The 19,507-nt window shown below is 71.0% G+C and carries 17 protein-coding genes, 1 pseudogene and 1 riboswitch; of the genes and pseudogenes, 13 read left to right on the forward strand and 5 right to left on the reverse strand.

Annotated features, from left to right (window positions below):
• Positions 1-27: 27 nt before the first annotated feature.
• The 4 genes and pseudogenes from thiD to LGI35_RS39710 form a co-directional block, all read right to left on the reverse strand.
• Complete coding sequence (gene thiD / locus LGI35_RS39695) at positions 28-873, reverse strand: bifunctional hydroxymethylpyrimidine kinase/phosphomethylpyrimidine kinase (RefSeq protein WP_227299271.1); 846 nt, start codon at positions 871-873, stop codon at positions 28-30.
• Entirely contained in the window at positions 870-2,309 is a 1,440-nt protein-coding gene (locus tag LGI35_RS39700) for a purine-cytosine permease family protein (RefSeq protein ID WP_227299272.1), read from the reverse strand. The genes thiD and LGI35_RS39700 overlap by 4 nt, the downstream gene beginning before the upstream one ends.
• Positions 2,302-2,396: riboswitch (TPP riboswitch) on the reverse strand. Its footprint overlaps the gene before it by 8 nt.
• 101 nt (positions 2,397-2,497) lie before the next feature.
• A pseudogene (locus LGI35_RS39705) lies at positions 2,498-2,993 on the reverse strand (nucleotidyltransferase domain-containing protein).
• 256 nt (positions 2,994-3,249) lie between these two features.
• On the reverse strand, positions 3,250-4,440 hold the full coding sequence (locus tag LGI35_RS39710; protein WP_227299273.1) for a TetR/AcrR family transcriptional regulator: 1,191 nt from the start codon (positions 4,438-4,440) through the stop codon (positions 3,250-3,252).
• Positions 4,441-4,660: 220 nt separating this feature from the next.
• Here LGI35_RS39710 and LGI35_RS39715 point away from each other — a divergent pair, with 220 nt between their 5' ends.
• From LGI35_RS39715 to LGI35_RS39745, 7 genes are all read left to right on the forward strand, one after another.
• The gene (locus LGI35_RS39715; RefSeq protein ID WP_227299274.1) at positions 4,661-5,983 is read left to right on the forward strand and encodes an MFS transporter; all 1,323 of its coding nucleotides are present in this window, start codon (positions 4,661-4,663) and stop codon (positions 5,981-5,983) included.
• A 119-nt stretch (positions 5,984-6,102) separates the two neighbouring features.
• Positions 6,103-7,290: a lipid-transfer protein gene (locus tag LGI35_RS39720; protein ID WP_227299275.1), complete on the forward strand. Its 1,188-nt coding sequence runs from the start codon at positions 6,103-6,105 to the stop codon at positions 7,288-7,290.
• 3 nt (positions 7,291-7,293) lie between these two features.
• Entirely contained in the window at positions 7,294-7,749 is a 456-nt protein-coding gene (locus tag LGI35_RS39725) for a MaoC family dehydratase N-terminal domain-containing protein (protein ID WP_227299276.1), read from the forward strand.
• Entirely contained in the window at positions 7,749-8,138 is a 390-nt protein-coding gene (locus LGI35_RS39730; RefSeq protein WP_227299277.1) for a MaoC/PaaZ C-terminal domain-containing protein, read from the forward strand. Before LGI35_RS39725 ends, LGI35_RS39730 begins: the two co-directional genes overlap by 1 nt.
• Before the next feature lie 26 nt (positions 8,139-8,164).
• Positions 8,165-8,968: an SDR family NAD(P)-dependent oxidoreductase gene (locus tag LGI35_RS39735; RefSeq protein ID WP_227299278.1), complete on the forward strand. Its 804-nt coding sequence runs from the start codon at positions 8,165-8,167 to the stop codon at positions 8,966-8,968.
• A gap of 19 nt (positions 8,969-8,987) precedes the next feature.
• Positions 8,988-10,145, forward strand: coding sequence for an acyl-CoA dehydrogenase family protein (locus LGI35_RS39740; protein WP_227299279.1), 1,158 nt, complete (start codon positions 8,988-8,990; stop codon positions 10,143-10,145).
• Between the two features lie 172 nt (positions 10,146-10,317).
• Positions 10,318-11,493 carry a CaiB/BaiF CoA transferase family protein gene (locus tag LGI35_RS39745; protein ID WP_227299280.1) on the forward strand — a complete coding sequence of 392 codons (1,176 nt, stop codon included), beginning with the start codon at positions 10,318-10,320 and terminating at the stop codon, positions 11,491-11,493.
• Between the two features lie 88 nt (positions 11,494-11,581).
• Here the strand turns inward: LGI35_RS39745 and LGI35_RS39750 are convergent, their stop codons facing one another.
• Positions 11,582-12,757 (reverse strand): thiolase family protein, encoded by a 1,176-nt coding sequence (locus LGI35_RS39750; RefSeq protein WP_227299281.1) that lies wholly within the window; start codon positions 12,755-12,757, stop codon positions 11,582-11,584.
• A gap of 187 nt (positions 12,758-12,944) precedes the next feature.
• Here LGI35_RS39750 and LGI35_RS39755 point away from each other — a divergent pair, with 187 nt between their 5' ends.
• The 6 genes from LGI35_RS39755 (at position 12,945) to LGI35_RS39780 (ending at position 19,503) form a co-directional block, all read left to right on the forward strand.
• Entirely contained in the window at positions 12,945-14,102 is a 1,158-nt protein-coding gene (locus LGI35_RS39755) for an acyl-CoA dehydrogenase family protein (RefSeq protein ID WP_227299282.1), read from the forward strand.
• A 45-nt stretch (positions 14,103-14,147) separates the two neighbouring features.
• Positions 14,148-14,936, forward strand: a complete 789-nt coding sequence (locus LGI35_RS39760) for an SDR family NAD(P)-dependent oxidoreductase (RefSeq protein ID WP_227299283.1) — start codon at positions 14,148-14,150, stop codon at positions 14,934-14,936.
• A 92-nt stretch (positions 14,937-15,028) separates the two neighbouring features.
• Positions 15,029-16,570: an AMP-binding protein gene (locus tag LGI35_RS39765; RefSeq protein ID WP_227299284.1), complete on the forward strand. Its 1,542-nt coding sequence runs from the start codon at positions 15,029-15,031 to the stop codon at positions 16,568-16,570.
• Between the two features lie 12 nt (positions 16,571-16,582).
• Positions 16,583-17,365: an enoyl-CoA hydratase/isomerase family protein gene (locus tag LGI35_RS39770; protein ID WP_227299285.1), complete on the forward strand. Its 783-nt coding sequence runs from the start codon at positions 16,583-16,585 to the stop codon at positions 17,363-17,365.
• Positions 17,366-17,395: 30 nt separating this feature from the next.
• Positions 17,396-18,526 (forward strand): acyl-CoA dehydrogenase family protein, encoded by a 1,131-nt coding sequence (locus LGI35_RS39775; RefSeq protein ID WP_227299286.1) that lies wholly within the window; start codon positions 17,396-17,398, stop codon positions 18,524-18,526.
• Entirely contained in the window at positions 18,523-19,503 is a 981-nt protein-coding gene (locus tag LGI35_RS39780; protein WP_227299287.1) for an acyl-CoA dehydrogenase family protein, read from the forward strand. The genes LGI35_RS39775 and LGI35_RS39780 overlap by 4 nt, the downstream gene beginning before the upstream one ends.
• Positions 19,504-19,507 lie beyond the last annotated feature (4 nt).

A 19,507-nucleotide genomic window follows, 5' to 3' on the forward strand; every position in this document is an offset into this window, starting at 1 on the left:
GCGCGCGCCAGGTGGCCCCGGCGGCTCTCAGTCCGTGCGTCCCGCGGCCCGGGACCGGTCGCCCGGCAGGCGCCACCCGTGGTCGACCGGGCCGATGCCCGACCCCAGCGCGAACCCGGCGGCGATCGCCCCCGTGACGTACTCCTTCGCCAGACGGACGGACTCCGGCACGGGCAGGCCGTGGGCGAGACCCACGGCGACGGCCGACGCCAGGGTGCATCCGGTGCCGTGCGTGTGCCGGTTGTCGTGGCGGGGAGCGCGCAGCCAGTGTTCCTCCGTGCCGTCGGTGAGCAGGTCCACGGCCGCCCCGGGCAGATGGCCGCCCTTGACGACCACCCAGCGCGGCCCGAACGACAGGAGCCGTGCCGCGGCCCGGCGCATGCCGTCGTCGTCCGTGACGGCGAGGCCGGTCAGCTGCGCCACCTCGTCCAGGTTCGGCGTGGCCACCGTCGCGACCGGCAGCAGCTTGGTGCGCACCGCGTCCAGCGCGTCCTCGGCGAGCAGCGGATCGCCGTGCTTGGAGACGCTCACGGGGTCCACGACCACGGGGGCGTCCGTACCGGCGAGCAGTTCGGCCACCGCCTCGACGAGCACCGGCGACGAGAGCATCCCGGTCTTGACCGCCTGGACGCCGATGTCGTCCACGACGCTGCGGTACTGCGTGCGCACCGCGTCGACGGGGAGTTCCCACGCTCCCTGTACCCCCAGGGAGTTCTGCGCGGTGACGGCCGTCAGGACGCTCATGCCGTGGGCGCCGAGCGCCAGCATCGTCTTGAGGTCGGCCTGGATCCCGGCGCCACCGCCCGAGTCCGAACCGGCGACGGTCAGGACGCGGGGCGGCGCGACGCGTCCGGTGCTCGCGGGGGCGGTCATGCGCGGGCCTCCTGCTGCGGTGCGGTCCGGGTGCGGGCGGTCGGGCGGCGCAGCCTGAGGGGCGCGTACACGACGAGTGCGGCGACGAAGGCCACGTAGTACGCGAGGTCGGCGCCGTGCAGGGCCTTGGCGACCGGGCCCACGTACAGGCCGCTGTCCATGAACGGGACCGCGGCGGCGAAGGCGGCGACGAAAGCGAGGAGTCCGGGCCACCAGGGCTGCGGCCGGGCGCTCTCGGCGGCCAGGTCGACCGGCGCGCCGCCCCGGGCCCTGGCGCGCGCGAACCAGTCGACGGCCACGACCGCGACGAACCCGGGGATCCAGTAGCCGACGAACAGCAGCACGTTCTGGAAGCGGGCCGCGGTGTCGGCGGCGTGCATCCACAGCACCAGCGGGAAGCCGAGCACCGCGGCGAGCGCCGCCGCGAGCGGCCGCGGGACCCGGACGCCGATCGTCTGCAGGGCCAGCGAACCGCTGTAGTCGTTCATGGCGTTGCTGCACAGGGCCGCGAGCGCCACGGCGAGCAGCCCGAAGGAGCCGAGGACGCCCCCGCCGAGCAGCTCGTCGACCCCGCGCGCGGTCTGGTCGGTGAACACGGAGGCGCCCCACAGCCCGAGCGCCTGGACGGCGACGAAGGAGACGGTGACGCCGAGGAGCGTGAACCAGAACATGCGCTTACGGGATGTGGCGGCCGGGAGATAGCGGCTGAAGTCGCTGGCGTAGGGGGCCCAGGACACGGACAGGCTGAGCGCGATCGTGCTGGTGAGGACGAACGCGCCGGCCTGGTCGGCCCCGTGCGCGGTCCCGGTGGTGACCGGATGGACACCGTCGAGGAGCTTGACGGCCAGAACCACGAACGCGGCGGCCAGTACGAAGGTCATCAGCTTCTGGAGCCGGTGGACGGCCTCGTAGCCGAGCACGCCGAGCGCGCCCTGCGCCAGCATCATCACGAGCACGCCGACCCAGAAGGGCCAGCCGCACAGCCGGGCGAGCGCGTCACCGCCGAACAGACCGATCAGCGCGTCCCAGGCGACCGACGACAGCCACTGCAGGGCGCCGGGCACCGCGACGGCCCGGCCGAACGCGAGCCGCGCCAGCGGGAGCTGTCCCGCGCCGGTCGCGCTGCCCCACGTACCGAGATACGCGGTGGGCACGGCGCCGATCAGAGTGCCGATGACGACGGCGGCCAGCGCGGTGGCGAAGTCCAGGCCGAGCGCGATGCCGACGGTGCCGGTGAAGACGCCGGTCATGGTCAGGTTCGGGGCGAACCACACGGTGAACAGGCGCCCGGCGCCGCCGTAGCGGTGGCTCTCGGGGACCGGCGCGATCCCGCGGGCCTCGACCCGCAGGTCACCGGGCGCGGCGGGCATCCGCCCGTCGAAGACGGAGCGCGGTCCGGTGGTCCCGGTGCTGCTCGGGGCATGGGGCAACGACATTGGCTGACATCCCTCCGCCAGTGCTAACTGGTTCAGGTTCGACGGGTGTGATCTCAGCCCTCGTGCGGGGCACCCCGTGTCCGGTACGTCGGCAAGGGTAGCTTCCCCGTCCCGGGAGGCACAGCAGGGGGCGGTGACCCACGCGTCGGAGACGTGTCCCAGCGGGAGCGGGGGCTCAGAAACGAGGCTCAGAAGTGCGTGGTGATGCCGAAGGCGCCGCGCTGAAGTGCCATGTCGTGAACGTCCCGTTCACGAGGTTCATACCCTTGATGGAAGTCGACCTGCCGTTGGGCCGACAGACACGGCACGGTGACCCCGCCGATGGTGCCGGTCACGAAGCACGCGGCCGGTACACGAACGGACTTCGCGGATCGGGGGAGAACTGGACGGCGGTTCCGTCCGGGGCGAAGGCCAGTGGGTGTGCAGATCGATGTCGCGGCCGTCGGGAGTCGAGAGCACGAAGGGTTCCGGTCGCGCGTCGAGGGTCTCGGTGAAACCCTCGAGGGCCAGGGAGGCGACGACGCGGGGCTCCTGCTCCTGTCGGTACGTCAGATCCAGGTCGCCGTGTGCACGGGTCTGCTCGCCGACGAGCGCGTCGATGCCCCAGCCCCCGCCGATCCACACGTCGACGTCCGCCCGTCGTAGCGCCGCCAGAATGCCCAACACGCCCTCGCAGCCGATCATGTGGCGTCCGCAGGGGGAAGGCGACCCGGCGGCCGGCAGCGCGCGAAGGGCTTCCGGCGGCCCGGCGATCATGGAGGTCGGTGCCTTCGCGTCCCGGACGACGGCCCACGCCTCCGCGTGGCCGTCGATCCACCGGAAGTGCTCGAGCGTCAGATCGCGCGCGGCAGAGGACATGGGCGGGAGTCTCGCGATCGGCGGGCCGGACGGCAAGCCCGTATCGGCCGTTGTCCGGGGCGGCGGCAGGCCGGCCGCGGAGCTACGCGGCCGGGTTCTCGCTCAGGAGCAGTGCCGTGCCGAGTTCGGCGAGGCGGTCGGCGAGGTCCGGGCGGTCGCCTGTGGACCCTGTACGGGCCGCGTTGTCGATGACCGTCAGCACCGCGGTGACGACGATCCTGGCCTCGGCGGCGTCGAGCCCTGGGCGCACCTCGTCGAGCAGCCGCACCCACAGTGCCAGGTACTCCCGCTGATTCTGCCGGGCCGCCTTGCGCTCCTTCTCGGGGAGCTGGTCCAGTTCGCCGATCAGCAGGCCGATCAAGTGGCTCTGGCTCAGGGCGAAGTCGATGTACGAGCGCAGCAGCCGGTCGAGGGTCTGGCGCGGCGTGCCGGACGTGGCGAGTGCCTGTGCCGTGCCCGCGCGTCGCTGCTCGCCGCCGCGCATCACGGCGGCCACGAGCAGATCGGTCTTGGTCGGGAAGTGCTTGTAGATGCTGGGGCCCGTCGCTCCGGCGGCCTCGCCGATGTCGTCGGTGCTCACGGACTGGAAGCCCCGCTCGTCGAAGAGACGGATCGCCTCGACGAGGATCTCCTCTCGGCGGGAGACCGCGAGGTCCGCGTATCCGCCCGTCGCGGTTCCCGCCTCGGCGGCGGGACGAGCCCCGAGGGGGCAGTGCGCGGCGGCGTACGCGAGCCGGTACAGGAGCTCCTCGAAGCGGCGGCGCGGCAGCGACGTGCGGTGCCAGGAGATGGAGCCGAACACCGACAGGACGGACCACGCGAGGAGTTGCCGGTCGGACTCGTCGAGGCCCGGGCGCTCGTCCCCGATCAGTGCGGCGATCCGGTCGGCGACGTCGTTGAGGGCGCGCCGCTGTTCCTTGCGTCGGTCCTCCGGCAGGTGCCTGGCCTCGCGCTGCCACAGGACGGCCGAGCCGCGCCGGTCCATGGTCTCGTTGGCCGTCGCACGGAGATAGGTGTCCAGGTCGGGGGCCGCGTCGAGGGACACCGAGATCGCGCTGACCGTGGCGTCCACGACGTGGAGCAGCAGGTCGGGCTTGCCGCGGAAGTGCCGGTAGAGAGCAGGGGCGGTGATGCCCACCTCGGCCGCGACATCGGCCACCGAGACGTTGTGATAGCCGCGCTCGCGGAAGAGGCCGGACGCGGCGGCGACGATCCGGGCTTTACGGTCCGGGGGTCTGCGCGCGGTCGTCCGCCCCGACGCTTCCGTCTGCATCCCAGTTCGCCCCTCGCCGTCGTCCACTTCGGCAAAGGTACAACATCCGGGCGACCCGGTGATCAACAAGCGGGCTGGACGGCATGTCGTTAGAGGTAAATCACTCAGCTGCTCCACACCCTCGTCACTCTGAAGAATCAGCGTCCAACGTGTTGTGTGGGATGGTTAGGGATGCTTCACTTCCTGGTCACATCAGCCCCGTGGATCAGGGAGGGCCGTCATGGCCGTCGATCGACAAGAAGTGCCCGGCCCGCCGTCGGTGACCGCCGCCGGGTTCCCCGCGCCCGCCGTGAAGCGCAGGGCGTGGTACGTCCTCGCCCTGCTCGTCTGTCTGATGCTCGTCAACTTCGCGGACAAGGTCGTCGTGGCCCTGTCCGGCGTGGGGATGAAGAAGGAACTCGGTCTGGACGGCTCCCAGTTCGGTGTCATCCAGAGCAGTTTCTTCTGGCTCTTCGCCGTCGGTTCCGTGCTCGGTGGCTGGCTCGGGGGCAAGGTGCGGGCGCGCTGGCTGCTGGCCGGGATCGCCGCGGTATGGGCGCTCAGCCTCGCGCCCATGGCCGCCCAGGTCGGCTTCACCACCATCATCGCCTGCCGGGTGCTGCTCGGCTTCGCGGAGGGACCGACCGTCGCGCTGGCCATGCAGGTGGCCCACTCGTGGTTCCCCGCGCACCGGCGGAGCGTGCCCAGCTCGATCGTCATCGCCGGCGCCGGGGTCGGCCCGCTGATCGCGGCGCCCACGCTGACCTGGGTCATCGAGACGTACTCCTGGCACGCGGCCTTCGGTGCCCTCGCGGCATTCGGCGCGGTCTTCGTGGTGCTCTGGCTGCTCGGCGGGGACTCCGGGCCCGAGGGGGCGCGGGGCGGCGATCGCGAGGTGGCGGAGACGGTGCTTCCCGAGCGGGTGCCGCTGCGGCGCCTGTTCTCCACGGGAACGCTGATCGGCATGGCGCTCCTGTTCTTCGTCGCGTACGCCAACACCTCCGTCGGTGTCAGCTGGCTGCCGCTCTATCTGCGCGAGGGCCTCGGCTACGACGCGACCACCGCGGGCAGGCTCGTCGTGCTGCCGTACCTGGGAGCCACGGTCGCCGTCATCCTCGTCGGAGTGCTCTCCGGCGCACTGACGAAGAGAGGGGTCGGGAACAGGATCGCCCGAGGCGTCCTCCCCGCCGCGATGGTCCTGGTCTCCGGGGTGTGCACCGTCGCCTTCTCCTCGCTGGACCGTGGTGTGCCGCAGATGACGCTGCTCGTCATCGGGGCCTGCCTGAACTCCGCCGGGTACGGCGTCGCCTTCGCCGGCCTCGCCGATGTCGCCCCGGCGAAGCAGCGGTCCGCCGTGTTCGGGATCGTCGCCGCCGTCTACAGCCTCGGCGGGGTCGTGGCCCCACTGGTGATCGGCCGACTGGTCGACGCCGGGGAGTCGGCCGCGGCCGGCTACGGGGACGGCTTCCTGGTCCTCGGCATCACGATGATCATCGGCGCCGTGGCCGCGCTCCTCCTCGTCCATCCCGATCGGGACGCGGCGAAGCTGGCCGCGGCGTCCTGACCGTACGCCACCGGGCAAGCAAAGCTCTGAAAACCACTGTGCTCATCAGTGAAGGCCTTGACACCTGGCAAGACAAACAAGAAAGTGAATATGCAATAACCCACTGACTGGAGGATCGCATGGGTCGCAGAGTGCTCGTGGCCGGGGTCGGGATGGTGCCCTTCGCCAAGCCCGGCGCAGCCAAGGCGTACGACGAGATGGGCGCGGGAGCGGTCGAAGCCGTGCTGGCCGACTCCGGACTGTCGTACGACAAGATCCAGCAGGTGTACGCCGGATACGTCTACGGCGACTCCACCTGCGGCCAGCGTGTGGTCTACCGGTTCGGGATGACGCGGATCCCGGTCCTCAACGTCAACAACAACTGCGCCTCGGGCTCCTCCGCGCTGTGGCTGGCCCGCCAGGCCGTCGAGAGCGGCGCAGTGGAGTGCGCGCTCGCCGTGGGCTTCGAGCAGATGCCGCCCGGCGCGCTCGGCGCCAAGTGGACCGACCGGCCGAACCCGCTGACCGACTTCTCCACGGCCCTGCGCGACGTCTACGAGGTCGACCCCGATCTCCCGATGACCCCGCAGTACTTCGCCGCCGCCGGCGTCGCCTACATGGACAAGTACGGCATGAAGCCGGAGACCTTCGCCCGGGTCTCGGTGAAGGCGCGCCGGCACGCGGCGAACAACCCCTACGCCGTCTTCCGTGACCCGATCACCCTGGACGAGGTCCTCGGCAGCCCCCGGATCGCGGGTCCCCTGACCCGTCTCCAGTGCTGCCCGCCCACCTGCGGCGCCGCCGCCGCGATCGTCTGCTCCGAGGAGTTCGCCCGCAGGAACGGCCTCACCCCGAAGGTCGCCATCGCCGCGCAGGCCCTCCAGTCGGACGCGTCCGACCTCTTCGGCAAGAAGAGCGCCATGTCCCTCGTCGGCGCCGACGTGACGCGGGCCGCCGCCACCGAGGTCTACGAGAAGGCCGGAGTCGACCCGCGCGACATCAAGGTCGTGGAGCTCCACGACTGCTTCACGGTCAACGAGGTCCTCGCCTATGAGGGGTTGGGCCTGTGCGACGAGGGCGACGCCGAGCGCTTCATCCTCGACGGCGACAACACCTACGGCGGACGGGTCGTCACGAACCCGTCCGGCGGGCTGCTCTCCAAGGGCCACCCGTTGGGTGCCACCGGGCTCGCGCAGACAGCCGAGATCACCTGGCAGCTGCGCGGCGCGGCCGGGGCCCGTCAGGTCGAGGGAGTGACCCTCGGCCTCCAGCACAATCTCGGCCTCGGCACCGCCGGTGTCGTCACGCTCTTCGAGAAGGTGTCCTGAACCATGGCCATCGACCCTGCCGTCATCGGCACCAGTGCCCCGTCGTTCTCCACCGGCGCGGAGCGCGGCCGACTGCGCTTCTTCGCGCAGGCCACCGGCCAGAACGAGGCGGTCTACACCGACGTCGAGGCCGCCGCAGCGGCCGGTCACCCCGACCTGCCCGTCCCGCCGACCTTCCTGTTCTGCCTGGAGATGGACAACCCCGACCGCGGCCGGTTCCTCACCGACCTCGGCGTCGACGTCCGCACGATCCTGCACGGCGGCCAGGAGTTCGCCTTCCACGCCCAGGCCTACGCCGGCGACACGCTGACATTCCGCACCGAGGTCAAGGACGTGTACGTCAAGAAGGGCGGCGCGCTCGAGTTCATCGTCCGCGACACCCACGTCACCCGGGACGGCGAGCCCATCGCCACGCTCACCAGCACCATCGTGGTGCGCGACCCGAAGGCGGCCAAGTGATGACGAACCTGAACACGGGCGACGCCCTCACCATTCAGGCGCCGAAGATCACCCGCACCGCGCTCGCCCTGTACGCGGGCGCCTCGGGCGACCACAACCCCGTACACATCGACACCGATGCCTGCAAGGCCGTCGGCATCCCCGACGTCTTCGCGCACGGCATGCTCTCCATGGCCTATCTGGGCCGGCTGCTCACCGACTGGGTCCCGCAGGCGCGCATCCGCACGTTCGGGGTGCGGTTCTCCGCGATCACGCCGGTCAACACCACGCCCGTGTGCGCGGGAACCGTCACGAAGGTCGAGGACGGCCTGGCCCACCTCGACCTCACCGTCTCCCTTCCCGACGGCACGGTGACCCTTCAGGGGTCCGCCGTCGTCACCACCGACTGACCTACACAACAAGGACGTAGAACATCATGGGAACCCTGGACGGCAAGGTCGCCATCGTCTCCGGATCCGGTCGTGGCATCGGGCGCGATGTCGCGCTCAAGCTCGCCGCCGAAGGCGCGGCGGTCGTGATCAACGACCTCGACAAGGAGCCCGCCGAGGAGACCGTCGCGGACATCGTCGGCGCCGGCGGCAAGGCCGTGGCCTGCGTCGGATCGGTGGTCGAAGACGACTTCGCCGAGCGCTTCGTGAACACTGCCGTGGACTCCTTCGGCGGCCTGGACATCATCGTCAACAACGCCGGATACACCTGGGACACCGTCATCCAGAAGATGACCGACGAGCAGTGGGACGCCATCCTCGACGTCCACCTCAAGGCCCCGTTCCGGATCCTGCGCGCCGCCCAGCCGTACATCAAGGCCCACCCGACCGACTACCACCGCAAGGTCGTCAACGTCTCGTCGGTGTCCGGCCAGTACGGCAACCCCGGCCAGGCCAACTACTCCTCCGCCAAGGCCGGAATCATCGGCCTGACCAAGACCATGGCCAAGGAGTGGGGCCGCTACAAGGTCAACGTCAACGCCGTCGCCTTCGGTTTCATCCTGACCCGCATGACCGAGGCCACCGCCGACGACGACGCCTTCGTCGAGATCGAGGGCCGCCGGATCAAGGTCGGCATCAGCCCGCAGGCCGCCGCCGCGGTTTCGCGAACCAACCCCTTCGGCCGCCCCGGCACCCCCGCCGAGGCCGCCGGCGCGATCTACCTGCTGTGCACGCCAGAGGCCGACTACATCAGTGCCCAGGTCCTGACCGTCGACGGCGGATCCCGCTGAATCCCAGGAGTGACGAGATATGAAGCGCACTGTCTACAACGAGGACCACGAGGCGTTCCGGTCCGTCGTCCGGGACTTCATCGCCAAGGAGGTGTCCCCGCACTACGAGGAGTGGGAGAAGAACAACCGCGTTCCGCGCGAGCTGTTCCGCAAGCTCGGCGAGCTCGGGGTCATGGGCTTCGGCATCCCCGAGGAGTACGACGGCCCGGGCGAGACCAGCTACAAGTACCAGACGGTGATCGCCGAGGAGTGCGCGCGAGCCGCCGTCTCCTTCGGCCACTACACCGTCACCACCGGCATCGTCCTGCCGTACCTGCTCAACATCGCGAACGACGAGCAGAAGAAGCGCTGGCTGCCGGGCATCGCCAGTGGCGCGATCACCCTGTGCATCGCGATGACCGAGCCCGGCACCGGCTCCGACCTCGCGGGCATCCGGACGCGGGCCGAACTGTCCGAGGACGGCACGCACTACGTCCTCAACGGCGCGAAGACCTTCATCACCGGCGCCCTCAACTCCGAGCTGTGCGTCGTCGTGGCGCGCACCTCCTCGCCCACCGCCGAGGACCGCCGCCTCGGACTGACCCTGCTCGTCGTCCCGACGGACAGCGAGGGCTTCGCGTACGGCCGCAAGCTGGACAAGATAGGCCTGCGCGCCTCCGACACCTCCGAGCTGTCCTTCACCGACGTCGAGGTGCCGGTGGAGAACGTCCTCGGAGAGGTCGGCAAGGGCTTCTCCTACCTCGGCAACAACCTCGCCCGCGAGCGCCTCTCCATCGGCGTCGGCGGTGTCGCCACCGCGAGCGCCGCGATGCAGTTCGCCAAGGCGTACGTCCTGGAGCGTCAGGTCTTCGGCAAGCCGGTCGCCGCCTTCCAGAACACCAAGTTCGTGCTCGCCGAGTGCGCCGCCGAGGTCGAGGCCGCCCAGGCCATGGTCGACAAGGGCATCGAACTCGACGACCGGCACGAGCTGTCGCCCGCCGACGCCGCCAAGATCAAGCTGTTCTGCACCGAGGTCGCCGCGCGCGTCATCGACAAGTGCCTCCAGCTGCACGGCGGTTATGGCTACATGCTGGAGTACCCGATCGCCCGTCTGTACGCGGACACCCGCGTGTCGCGCATCTATGGCGGCACGAGCGAGGTCATGAAGACGATCATCGCGAAGGACCTGGGTCTGTAGGCCCCGACGTGCCCGGCCGCCCGATCACCCCCGGTGGGCCGGCCCGGGCGCACTCCGGCCGCCCTGCCCCACCCCTGGCAGGGCGGCCGTTCTCCGTTCCCGCCGTTCCCGCCGTTCCCGACCTTCTCCGCCCGCGTTCCCCTGTGCCGTCGACCGAGAGAGCCGCCCTTCCGTGAGCACCGCACCCACCGCCGCCACTTCCATCCCCTCCGCCTCACCCTCCGCAGGGCCGCTGGCCGGCATCCGTGTCGTCGAGCTCGGCGGCATCGGCCCGGGGCCCTTTGCCGGCATGCTCCTCGCCGACCAAGGCGCCGAAGTCATCCGCGTCGACCGCCCCGCCGAGGCCGGAACCGCCTCCAAGCACCCGATCCTGCACCGGGGCCGCCGCTCGGTCGCCCTCGACCTCAAGGACCCGGCGGGCGTCGAGGCCGTCCTCGCCGTCGTCGACAGCGCCGACGCGCTCATCGAGGGCTTCCGCCCCGGCGTCGCCGAGCGCCTGGGCCTTGGCCCGGAGGCATGCCTGGCCCGTAATCCCGAACTGGTCTACGGCCGGATGACCGGCTGGGGCCAGGACGGCCCGCTGGCCCAGGCTCCCGGTCACGACATCAACTACATCGCCGTGGCAGGGGCATTGGGAGCGCTCGGCGCCGCCGACGAGAACCCGCCCGTCCCGCTGAACCTCTTCGGTGACATGGGTGGCGGCGGCATGCTGCTCGCCCTGGGCATCACCACCGCCCTGGTCAGCGCGGCCCGAACCGGCAAGGGCCAGGTCGTCGACGCCGCGATGACCGACGGCACGGCAGTCCAACTCGCCCTTGTCCACGGCTTGTTGGCGGTCGATCGATGGGAGGACGCGCGTGGCGTCAACCTGTTCGACGGGGGCGCCCCCTTCTACCGCACCTACCGCACCTCCGACGGCGGGTTCATGGCCGTCGGCAGCGTCGAGCCGCAGTTCTACGCCGTGCTCCGGGAGATCCTGGGCCTCGCCGACGACCCGCTGTTCGCCGAGCAGCACGACCGCGAGGCCTGGCCCGCGATGGGGGACCGGCTCGCCGGCATCTTCGCGGAGCGCACCCGCGAGGAGTGGACCAAGGTCTTCGACGGTACGCAGTCCTGCGTCACGCCGGTGTACGGCCTGACGGAGGCCACCACCCATCCGCACAACGTGGCCCGTGGCACGTACTACACCGACAACGGCCTGCTCCAGCCGGCGCCCGCCCCTCGATTTCAGGGCACTCCGGCGGCCACTCCACGGCCCGCCCCGGTCGTCGGCGCGCACACGCGGGACGTTCTGACGGAAGTCGGCCTGGACGCGTCCACGGTCGATGCCCTCGCTCCGAAGGGCTGAGGAAGGAACGGTGAAGGGGAGAGGCAGCCCACAGGCGGCCTCTCCCCTTCACCATTGCTTTCCTCCAACCTCTGAACTCCCTTATAGGTCAGAGGAGTTCCAGAATCGTCGCGTTCGCCATGCCGCCCGCCTCGCACATCGCCTGGAGGCCGAAGCGGATGTTGTTGTCGCGCATGTGGTGGACCAGTGTCGTCATCAGGCGGGCGCCGGAGCCGCCGAGCGGGTGGCCGATGGCCATGGCGCCCCCGAGCGGGTTCATCAGCGAGTAGTCGGCACCGGTCTCCCTGAGCCAGGCCAGGGTGACCGGGGCGAACGCCTCGTTGATCTCGAACGCGCCGATGTCGCCGATGGACAGGCCGGAGCGCTTGAGGGCCTTCGCGGTGGCCGGCGCCGGGCCGAGGGCCATGGTGACGGGGTCGGCGCCGGCGAGCACCGCCGTGTGGACGCGGGCGATCGGGGTCCAGCCGTTCTGCCGCGCGATCTCGCTCGTGGTGATCAGGAGCGCGGCGGCGCCGTCCGAGATCTGCGAGGAGTTGCCCGCGCTGACCACGCCGTCCGCCTTGAACGGCGTCTTGAGGCCCGCGAGCTTCGCCAGGGTCGAGCCGCGCCGGACGCCCTCGTCGGTGTCGAAGACGCGCGTGGTGCCGTCCTCGGAGGTGACCGTGACGGGTGTGATCTGCGCGGTGAAGCGGCCCTCGTCGACGGCGCGGGCGGCGCGCTCGTGCGAGTCCAGGGCGTGCTGGTCGAGCTGCGCGCGGGTGAAGCCGTACTGCTCGGCGATCAGTTCGGCGCCGACCCCCTGGTCGAACTCGCCGTCGCCGTCCGGGAAGTAGCGGTTGAGGACCAGCGGGCCGTACGCCTGGCCGGCCGCCGGAATACTGCGGGCCGAGCCCATCGGCACCCGGCTCATCGACTCCACGCCACCGGCCACGGCGATGTCGTACTGACCGGCGGTGACCAGGCCCGCGGCGAAGTGCACGGACTGCTGGGAGGAGCCGCAGGCGCGGGAGACGGAGACGCCGGGCACGGACTCGGGCCAGCCCGCGGCGAGCGCGGCGAACCTGCCGACGACGCCGGCCTGCTCGCCGACCTGGGAGACGGTGCCCCAGACGACGTCGTCGACCGTGGCGGGGTCGAGGCCGTTGCGTTCGGCGAGGGCGGTGAGGACATGGGCGGAGAGGTCGACGGCGTGGATGCCGGAGAGGGAACCGCCGCGCTTGCCGACGGGGGTACGCACGGCGTCGACGATGACTGCGTCACGCATGGGCTGCTCCTGGGGGAGGGAGTGACGGAGAGGGGGGTGTGGTCGCGAGCAGGCGCGATGTAGCAACAAGTTATTCCAAGCTAACCTCGCTGTCTAGGTGATCATTGGTGTTCCGAAAGCCTTGACAGCGGCGGGAAGGGGCGCAAAAGTGAAAATCGGCTAACCCACGATCAGTAGAGAGGCAGTCATGCCGCGCACGGTGTACAACAAGGAGCACGAGGCGTTCCGGCAGGTGGTCCGGGACTTCCTCGCCAAGGAGGCGGTTCCGCACCTGGAGGACTGGGTGGCCGCCAAGGCCGTGCCGCGCGACTTCTACCGCAAGCTCGGCGAGCTCGGCGTCCTCGGCACAGAGGTGCCCGAGGAGTACGGCGGCGGGGCCGAGACCGGCCACCACTTCGGCGCCGTGTTCGCCGAGGAGGTCGCGCGCGCCGGTGCCACCGTCGGCACCGCGATGACGCACGCCAACATCATCCTGCCGTACCTCCTGCACTTCGGGACCGAGGAGCAGAAGCGGCGTTGGGTCCCCGGCTGTGCCTCCGGCGACATCATGCTGTCCATCGCGATGACCGAGCCCGGCACCGGCTCGGACCTGGCCGGCATCCGGACGAGGGCGGTCCTGTCCGAGGACGGCACGCACTACGTCCTCAACGGCGCCAAGACCTTCATCACCGGCGGCACCCAGTGCGACCTGGTCCTCGTGGTCTGCCGCACCTCGCCCGCCCCCACCGACGACCGCCGCAAGGGCCTGTCGATCCTCGTGGTGGACACCAAGAGCGAGGGCTTCGCCGTCGGCCGCAGCCTCGACAAGATCGGCCTGCACGCCTCCGACACCGCGGAACTGTCCTTCACCGACGTCAAGGTGCCCGTCGGGAACCTCCTCGGCGAAGAGGGCGAGGGCTTCTTCTGCCTGGGCCGCAACCTGGCCCGCGAGCGCCTCGTCATCGCCGTCCAGGCGGCCGCCGCGGCCGAGGCCGCCGTGCGGTTCGCCAAGGCGTACACCAAGGACCGCACGGTCTTCGGCAAGTCGGTGGCGTCCTTCCAGAACACCAAGTTCGTCCTCGCCGAGTGCGCCACCGAGGTCGAGGCGGCCCGGCTCATGGCGTACGAGGCGCTGGAGCGCGACGCGCGGGGCGAGCTGTCGGCGGACTACGCCGCCATGGCCAAGCTCCTGTGCACCGAGACCGCGAGCCGCGTCATCGACAAGTGCCTCCAGCTGCACGGCGGTTACGGCTACATGCTCGAGTACCCGATCGCCCGCCTGTACGCCGACACCCGCGTCATGCGCATCTACGGCGGTACCAGCGAGGTCATGAAGACCATCATCGCCAAGTCCATCGGCCTCTGACCGGCCAAGTCCCGTCCGCACCCCTCCAGGAACGGAACCCACACCATGCAGATCAACGGAGTCTCCGCCGTCATCACCGGCGGCGCGTCAGGTCTCGGCCTCGCCACCGCCGAGCGCCTGGTCGACCAGGGCGCCCATGTCGTCCTGCTCGACCTGCCCACCTCCGACGGCGAGCAGGTCGCCAAGGACCTCGGCGAACGTGCCCCCCGCGGCAGCGCCGCAACATGTCACTTCGTCGCCGGTGACGTGCGCAGCGCCGACGACGCCGCCCGCGCCGTGGCCACCGCCGCCGCGCAGGCCCCGCTGCGCATCACGGTCAACTGCGCCGGCCTCGGCAGGGGCGGCCGCACCGTCAAGCGCGACGGAACGCCGTACGCCCTCGAGGACTTCGAGTTCGTCGTCGGCGTCAACCTCATCGGCACGTTCAACGTGCTGCGCCTCGCCGCCGCCGAGATGGCGCGGACCGAGGAGGTCGACGGGGAGCGCGGCGTGATCATCAACACCGCGTCCGCCGCCGCCTTCGAGGGCCAGATCGGCCAGTGCGCCTACTCCGCGTCCAAGGGCGGCATCGTCGGCATGACCCTGCCCATCGCCCGTGATCTGGCCGCCGCCAGGATCCGCGTGATGACGATCGCCCCGGGCCTCTTCTCCACCCCGCTCCTCAACAAGAAGCCGCAGGAGTTCCTCGACGCCCTCGGTGCCCAGGTGCCGCACCCCTCGCGTCTCGGGAACCCGGACGAGTACGCCCACCTGGCCACGTCCATCATCGAGAACCCCATGCTCAACGGCGAGACGATCCGCCTCGACGGCGCGATCCGCATGGCGCCCAAGTAGGCCGCCCCTTCCCTTCGGGGAATTCGCCCCGCGGCACGCCGAGCCGGGCACCCGCCGCGTCTTCCGCCCACGATGATGGAGGGACCCCTCTTATGGGCCTGCATCTGCCCGATGCCGTACGCCTGCACGCCCGTGAGCGCGGCACTTCCGTCGCGCTCACGTGCGCGGGCAGCACCGTCTCCTACGCCGAACTCGACACCCGCAGCAGCCGGATCGCGAGGGCCCTCCTCGCCGACGCCGACGCCGGGTCCCGGATCGGGTTCCTCGCCCGCACCCGCAATGAAGCGGGCGAGATCCTGGTCGGCGCCGCCAAGGCGGGACTGGTCAACGTGCCGCTCAACTGGCGCCTCACCACACCTGAGCTGACCTCCGTCGCCCGCGACGCCGAGCTGCGCGTCCTGCTCGTCGAACCAGAGTTCCGGGCCGCGGCCGATGCCGTCCGCGCGGCCCTCCCCGGCCTGCGGCTCGTCGTCATCGGACCGTCGGACGACTCGGAGGCACCCGCCTACGAGACCTGGCTCGCCGCCCACTCCGACGACGACCCTGGCCGCGGCACCGCCGCCGACGCGGACGAGGTGTTCCTCCAGATCTACACCTCCGGCACCACCGGCCTGCCCAAGGGCGTCCTGCTCACCCACGGCAACTTCCACGCCGACGCGACCGAGCTGGAGGAGTACCTCTGGGAGGCCGGGTCGGTGGCGCTGAACGCCCTGCCGATGTTCCACATCGGCGGCCTGGGCTGGCTGCGCGTGGCCCTCACCGCCGGCGCCAACAGCTTGATGCTCCCCGAGTTCGCACCGGACGCCGCGGCGGAGGCCGTCGAGCGCGAGGGTGTCACCCACGCCTTCCTCGTCCCCTCGGTGCTCCACATGCTCACGGAGCTGCCGGGGATCGAGCGACGCGACTTCTCGCGCCTCACCCTCGTCACCTACGGCTCCGCCCCCATCACGCCCGCACTCCTGCGCCGCTCGATGGATCTCTTCGCTAGTCACTTCATGGGCAAGTACGGGCTGACCGAGGGCGGCGGCACGGTGACCCAGCTGCCGCCCGAGGACCACGAGGCCGACGGGCCGAAGCGGCACCTGCTCAAGTCCGTGGGCAGGCCGCGGCGAGGTGTCGACGTCGTCATCGCCGACACCGCGACCGGCAAGGCCGTCCCGAGGGGCACCGTGGGCGAGATCCGTATCCGCTCCCGCCACAACACGCCCGGGTACTGGAAGCGCCCCGAGGAGACCGCGGCGCTGTACGACGCCGACGGCCTGCTGTGCACCGGCGACGGCGGCTACCTCGACGACGACGGCTACCTGTTCCTCACCGACCGGATCAAGGACATGATCGTCAGCGGCGGCGAGAACGTCTGTCCGGCCGAGGTCGAGTCCGCCCTCGCGGAACATCCCGCGGTCTCCGAGGTCGCGGTCGTCGGTGTGCCGCACGACAAGTGGGGCGAGGCCGTCACCGCCGTCGTCGTCGTGCGCCGCGGCGCCGTGACCCCCGGCGAGCAGGAGCTCATCGACTTCACGCGGGAGCGCATCGCCACGTACAAGAAGCCCCACCGCGTGCACGTCGTCGAGGCGCTGCCCCGCAACCCCAACGGCAAGGTCCTCAAGCGCGAGCTGCGGGACCGCCTCAAGTAGAGAGGGACGGCCATGGCCGATCTCGAATACACGGTCCGCGGCGGGATCGCGACCATCCTGCTCAACCGCCCCGAACGCAAGAACGCCTTCACCATCGACATGGTGCACGCCTGGGCCGACGCCCTGATCGAGGCCCAGCGCGATCCCGAGGTGCGCGTCATCGTCCTCACCGGCGCCGGTGGCTCCTTCTGCTCCGGCGTCGACCTCTCCGCCTTCAAGGGCGAGGAGCGGCCGCCGCTGGGGGAGAAGGAACTGCTCACCCAGAACGTGCATCGCGTCGCCCTCGCCCTGGAGGACGTCGACAAGCCCGTGATCGCCGCCGTCACCGGACCCGCCGTGGGTGCCGGAATGGACATGGCGCTCCTGTGCGACCTGCGCTTCGCGGGGCGCGGCGCGCGCTTCTCCGAGGGCTACATCAAGGTCGGTCTCGTCCCCGGCGACGGCGGCTGCTGGCTGCTGCCCCGCGCTGTCGGCGCCTCCACCGCGCTGCGCATGCTGTGGACCGGCGACTTCGTCGGTGCCGAGGAGGCGCTGCGCATCGGCCTCGTCGACGAGGTGCACGAGGACGAGGACCTGATGGACGCGGTGTACGCGTACGCGGCCCGGCTCGCCGAGCGCCCGCCGGTCGCGATCCGCACCATCAAGCGCGCCGTCCGCCAGGGCGCCCGGCACGACCTGCGCACGGCGCTCGACCTGATCTCGTCGCACATGGCCGTGATCACCTCGACCGAGGACTCCGCGGAGGCGTTCGCCGCCTTCCAGCAGAAGCGTCCCGGCGTCTTCAACGGCCGCTGACCCCCACACCGTCACGCCCGAAAGGCCATCATGGAGCACTCCGACCACTCCCCAGGAACGGATGCCTGCGCCGAACTACGCGCACAGGTACGCGAGTTGACCGACGAGTGGCGGGACGCGGGACGCTACGTGCCGCGCAGCGACTCCTGGCTGCGCTCCTTCGACCTGGAGTTCAGCAAGGAACTCGCGGCCCGCGGGCTCATCGCGATGACGTACCCCAAGGAATTCGGCGGCGGCGGGCGTACCAACGTCGAGCGGCTCGCCGTCACCGAGGAGCTGCTGCGCGCGGGCGCCCCCGTCGCCGCGCACTGGATCGGTGACCGGCAGATCGGCCCCGCGGTCCTGCGGCACGGCACGCGCGAGCTCCAGGAGGAGATCGTGCCGAAGATCGCCTCCGGAGAGGCGGTCTTCTGCCTCGGGATGAGCGAGCCCGAGGCCGGTTCCGACCTCGCCTCGGTGCGCACGTCGGCCGAGCGGGTCGAGGGGGGCTGGCTGGTCAACGGCCACAAGATCTGGACCACCCAGGCCCACCACGCCACGCACGCCTATCTCCTCGCCCGCACCTCGCGCGAGGACCGCAAGCACGACGGGCTCAGCGAGTTCGTCCTCGACATGGACGCCGAGGGCGTGCGGGTCACCCCGATCGTCGACCTCGCGGGCGAACACCACTTCAACGAGGTGCGCTTCGAGAACGCCTTCGTGCCCGCCCACCGTCTCATCGGCGAGGTCGGCCAGGGCTGGAAGCAGGTCGTCGAGCAGCTCTCCTTCGAGCGAGGAGGCGCCGAGCGCTCCCTGTCCAGTTACCCCGTCCTCGTGGAGCTGATCGCCGAGGCCGCGCGTCAGGGGGACGACCGCGAACTGCATGCTCTGCTGGGCTCGTTGGTGGCCCGCCTCGCCGTTCTGCGCCGACTCTGCTTCGAGGTCGCGAGCGCCATGGACGCCGGCCAGGCCCCCGTCCAGCAGGCCGCCGCCCTCAAGTACCTGGGCAACGCCTTCGAGCACGACGTCATCGAGGCGCTGCGCCGCACCGGCCTGTGCCAGGACCCCGCCTTCGACTCCACCTTCGGCCAGGCGCTCCTCGCCTCGCCGGCCTTCGGTCTGCGCGGCGGCGCGGCCGAGGTGCTGCTCTCCCTCATCGCCCGACAGGAGGCCCGTTCATGAGCCGGTTCGCGGACGAACTACGGAGTCTGGTCGACGACCTGGCCGCGTCCGGCAGGCCCGATCTGTGGGGCAGCCTCTGCGACCTCGGTCTGCCCAGGGTCGGAATCGACGAGGGGAGTGGCGGCTCGGGCGGCTCACTCGACGACCTGCTTGTCGTGGTCGAGGCCCTCGCAGGGCACGGGATCGGCGTACCCGTGGTCGAGGCGTCCACCGCGGACTGGGTGCTCGGCCACGCGAGGGAACTCGACGGGGAGCTGACCACCGTGGTGCTGCTCGACCGGGCGCCTCGGACGGCCTCCGGCGCCGTCACCGCGGAACTGACCGCCGTGCCGTGGGCGCGCGACGCGGCCCGCCTCGTGCTGTGCGCACCGGGCTGCGCCCCGCTCCTGGTGGACCTGCGGCACACCTCGGTCACCGTACGAGACGTCGACAACATCGCCGGGGAGCCCCGTGACACCGTGATCCTCGCGGGCACCCCGACCGTCACCCTCGACGGCGCCCCTTCCCACGAGGCCGTACGCGAGCGGCTGGCACTGCTGTGGTCCGCGGCCGTGCTCGGCGCAGCCCGCAGCGCGTACAAGCTCACCAAGGCGTATGTCTCCGAGCGTGAGCAGTTCGGCGCACCGCTCCTGAAGATCCCGGCCGTCTCCGGCAACCTCGCCCGGATGCGGGTCCAACTCATCCAGGCGGACGCCGCGTTGGCCCTGGCGCGCGAGGCGGCACCGCTCAGCGGCGCCGCCGAGATCGTACGGATCACCACGGCGGCTGCCGCGACCGAGATCGCCCGGATCGCGCACCAGCTGCACGGCGCCATGGGCATCACCGACGAGTACCCGCTGCACCGCCTGACCCGCCGCCTGTGGTCCTGGCGCGACGCGGTCGCCTCCGAGCGCCGCTGGGCCGAGAGCCTCGGGCGCCGCGCGGCCGGGGCAGGAGAGACCGGCGTCTGGACCCGCATCACCGCCACAGGCCGATAGACCG

This window comes from Streptomyces longhuiensis, from assembly GCF_020616555.1.
GTDB lineage: Bacteria > Actinomycetota > Actinomycetes > Streptomycetales > Streptomycetaceae > Streptomyces > Streptomyces longhuiensis.

Bases quoted from the DNA above. Each gene is read 5' to 3' on its own strand.
- LGI35_RS39750 (WP_227299281.1), bottom strand. From the start codon at position 12,757: ATGCGTGACGCAGTCATCGTCGACGCCGTGCGTACCCCCGTCGGCAAG.
- LGI35_RS39765 (WP_227299284.1), top strand. From the start codon at position 15,029: ATGGGCCTGCATCTGCCCGATGCCGTACGCCTGCACGCCCGTGAGCGC.
- LGI35_RS39735 (WP_227299278.1), top strand. From the start codon at position 8,165: ATGGGAACCCTGGACGGCAAGGTCGCCATCGTCTCCGGATCCGGTCGT.
- LGI35_RS39715 (WP_227299274.1), top strand. From the start codon at position 4,661: ATGGCCGTCGATCGACAAGAAGTGCCCGGCCCGCCGTCGGTGACCGCC.
- LGI35_RS39775 (WP_227299286.1), top strand. From the start codon at position 17,396: ATGGAGCACTCCGACCACTCCCCAGGAACGGATGCCTGCGCCGAACTA.
- LGI35_RS39770 (WP_227299285.1), top strand. From the start codon at position 16,583: ATGGCCGATCTCGAATACACGGTCCGCGGCGGGATCGCGACCATCCTG.
- LGI35_RS39720 (WP_227299275.1), top strand. From the start codon at position 6,103: ATGGGTCGCAGAGTGCTCGTGGCCGGGGTCGGGATGGTGCCCTTCGCC.
- LGI35_RS39780 (WP_227299287.1), top strand. From the start codon at position 18,523: ATGAGCCGGTTCGCGGACGAACTACGGAGTCTGGTCGACGACCTGGCC.
- LGI35_RS39755 (WP_227299282.1), top strand. From the start codon at position 12,945: ATGCCGCGCACGGTGTACAACAAGGAGCACGAGGCGTTCCGGCAGGTG.
- LGI35_RS39710 (WP_227299273.1), bottom strand. From the start codon at position 4,440: ATGCAGACGGAAGCGTCGGGGCGGACGACCGCGCGCAGACCCCCGGAC.
- LGI35_RS39740 (WP_227299279.1), top strand. From the start codon at position 8,988: ATGAAGCGCACTGTCTACAACGAGGACCACGAGGCGTTCCGGTCCGTC.
- LGI35_RS39725 (WP_227299276.1), top strand. From the start codon at position 7,294: ATGGCCATCGACCCTGCCGTCATCGGCACCAGTGCCCCGTCGTTCTCC.
- LGI35_RS39700 (WP_227299272.1), bottom strand. From the start codon at position 2,309: ATGTCGTTGCCCCATGCCCCGAGCAGCACCGGGACCACCGGACCGCGC.
- LGI35_RS39730 (WP_227299277.1), top strand. From the start codon at position 7,749: ATGACGAACCTGAACACGGGCGACGCCCTCACCATTCAGGCGCCGAAG.
- thiD (WP_227299271.1), bottom strand. From the start codon at position 873: ATGACCGCCCCCGCGAGCACCGGACGCGTCGCGCCGCCCCGCGTCCTG.
- LGI35_RS39760 (WP_227299283.1), top strand. From the start codon at position 14,148: ATGCAGATCAACGGAGTCTCCGCCGTCATCACCGGCGGCGCGTCAGGT.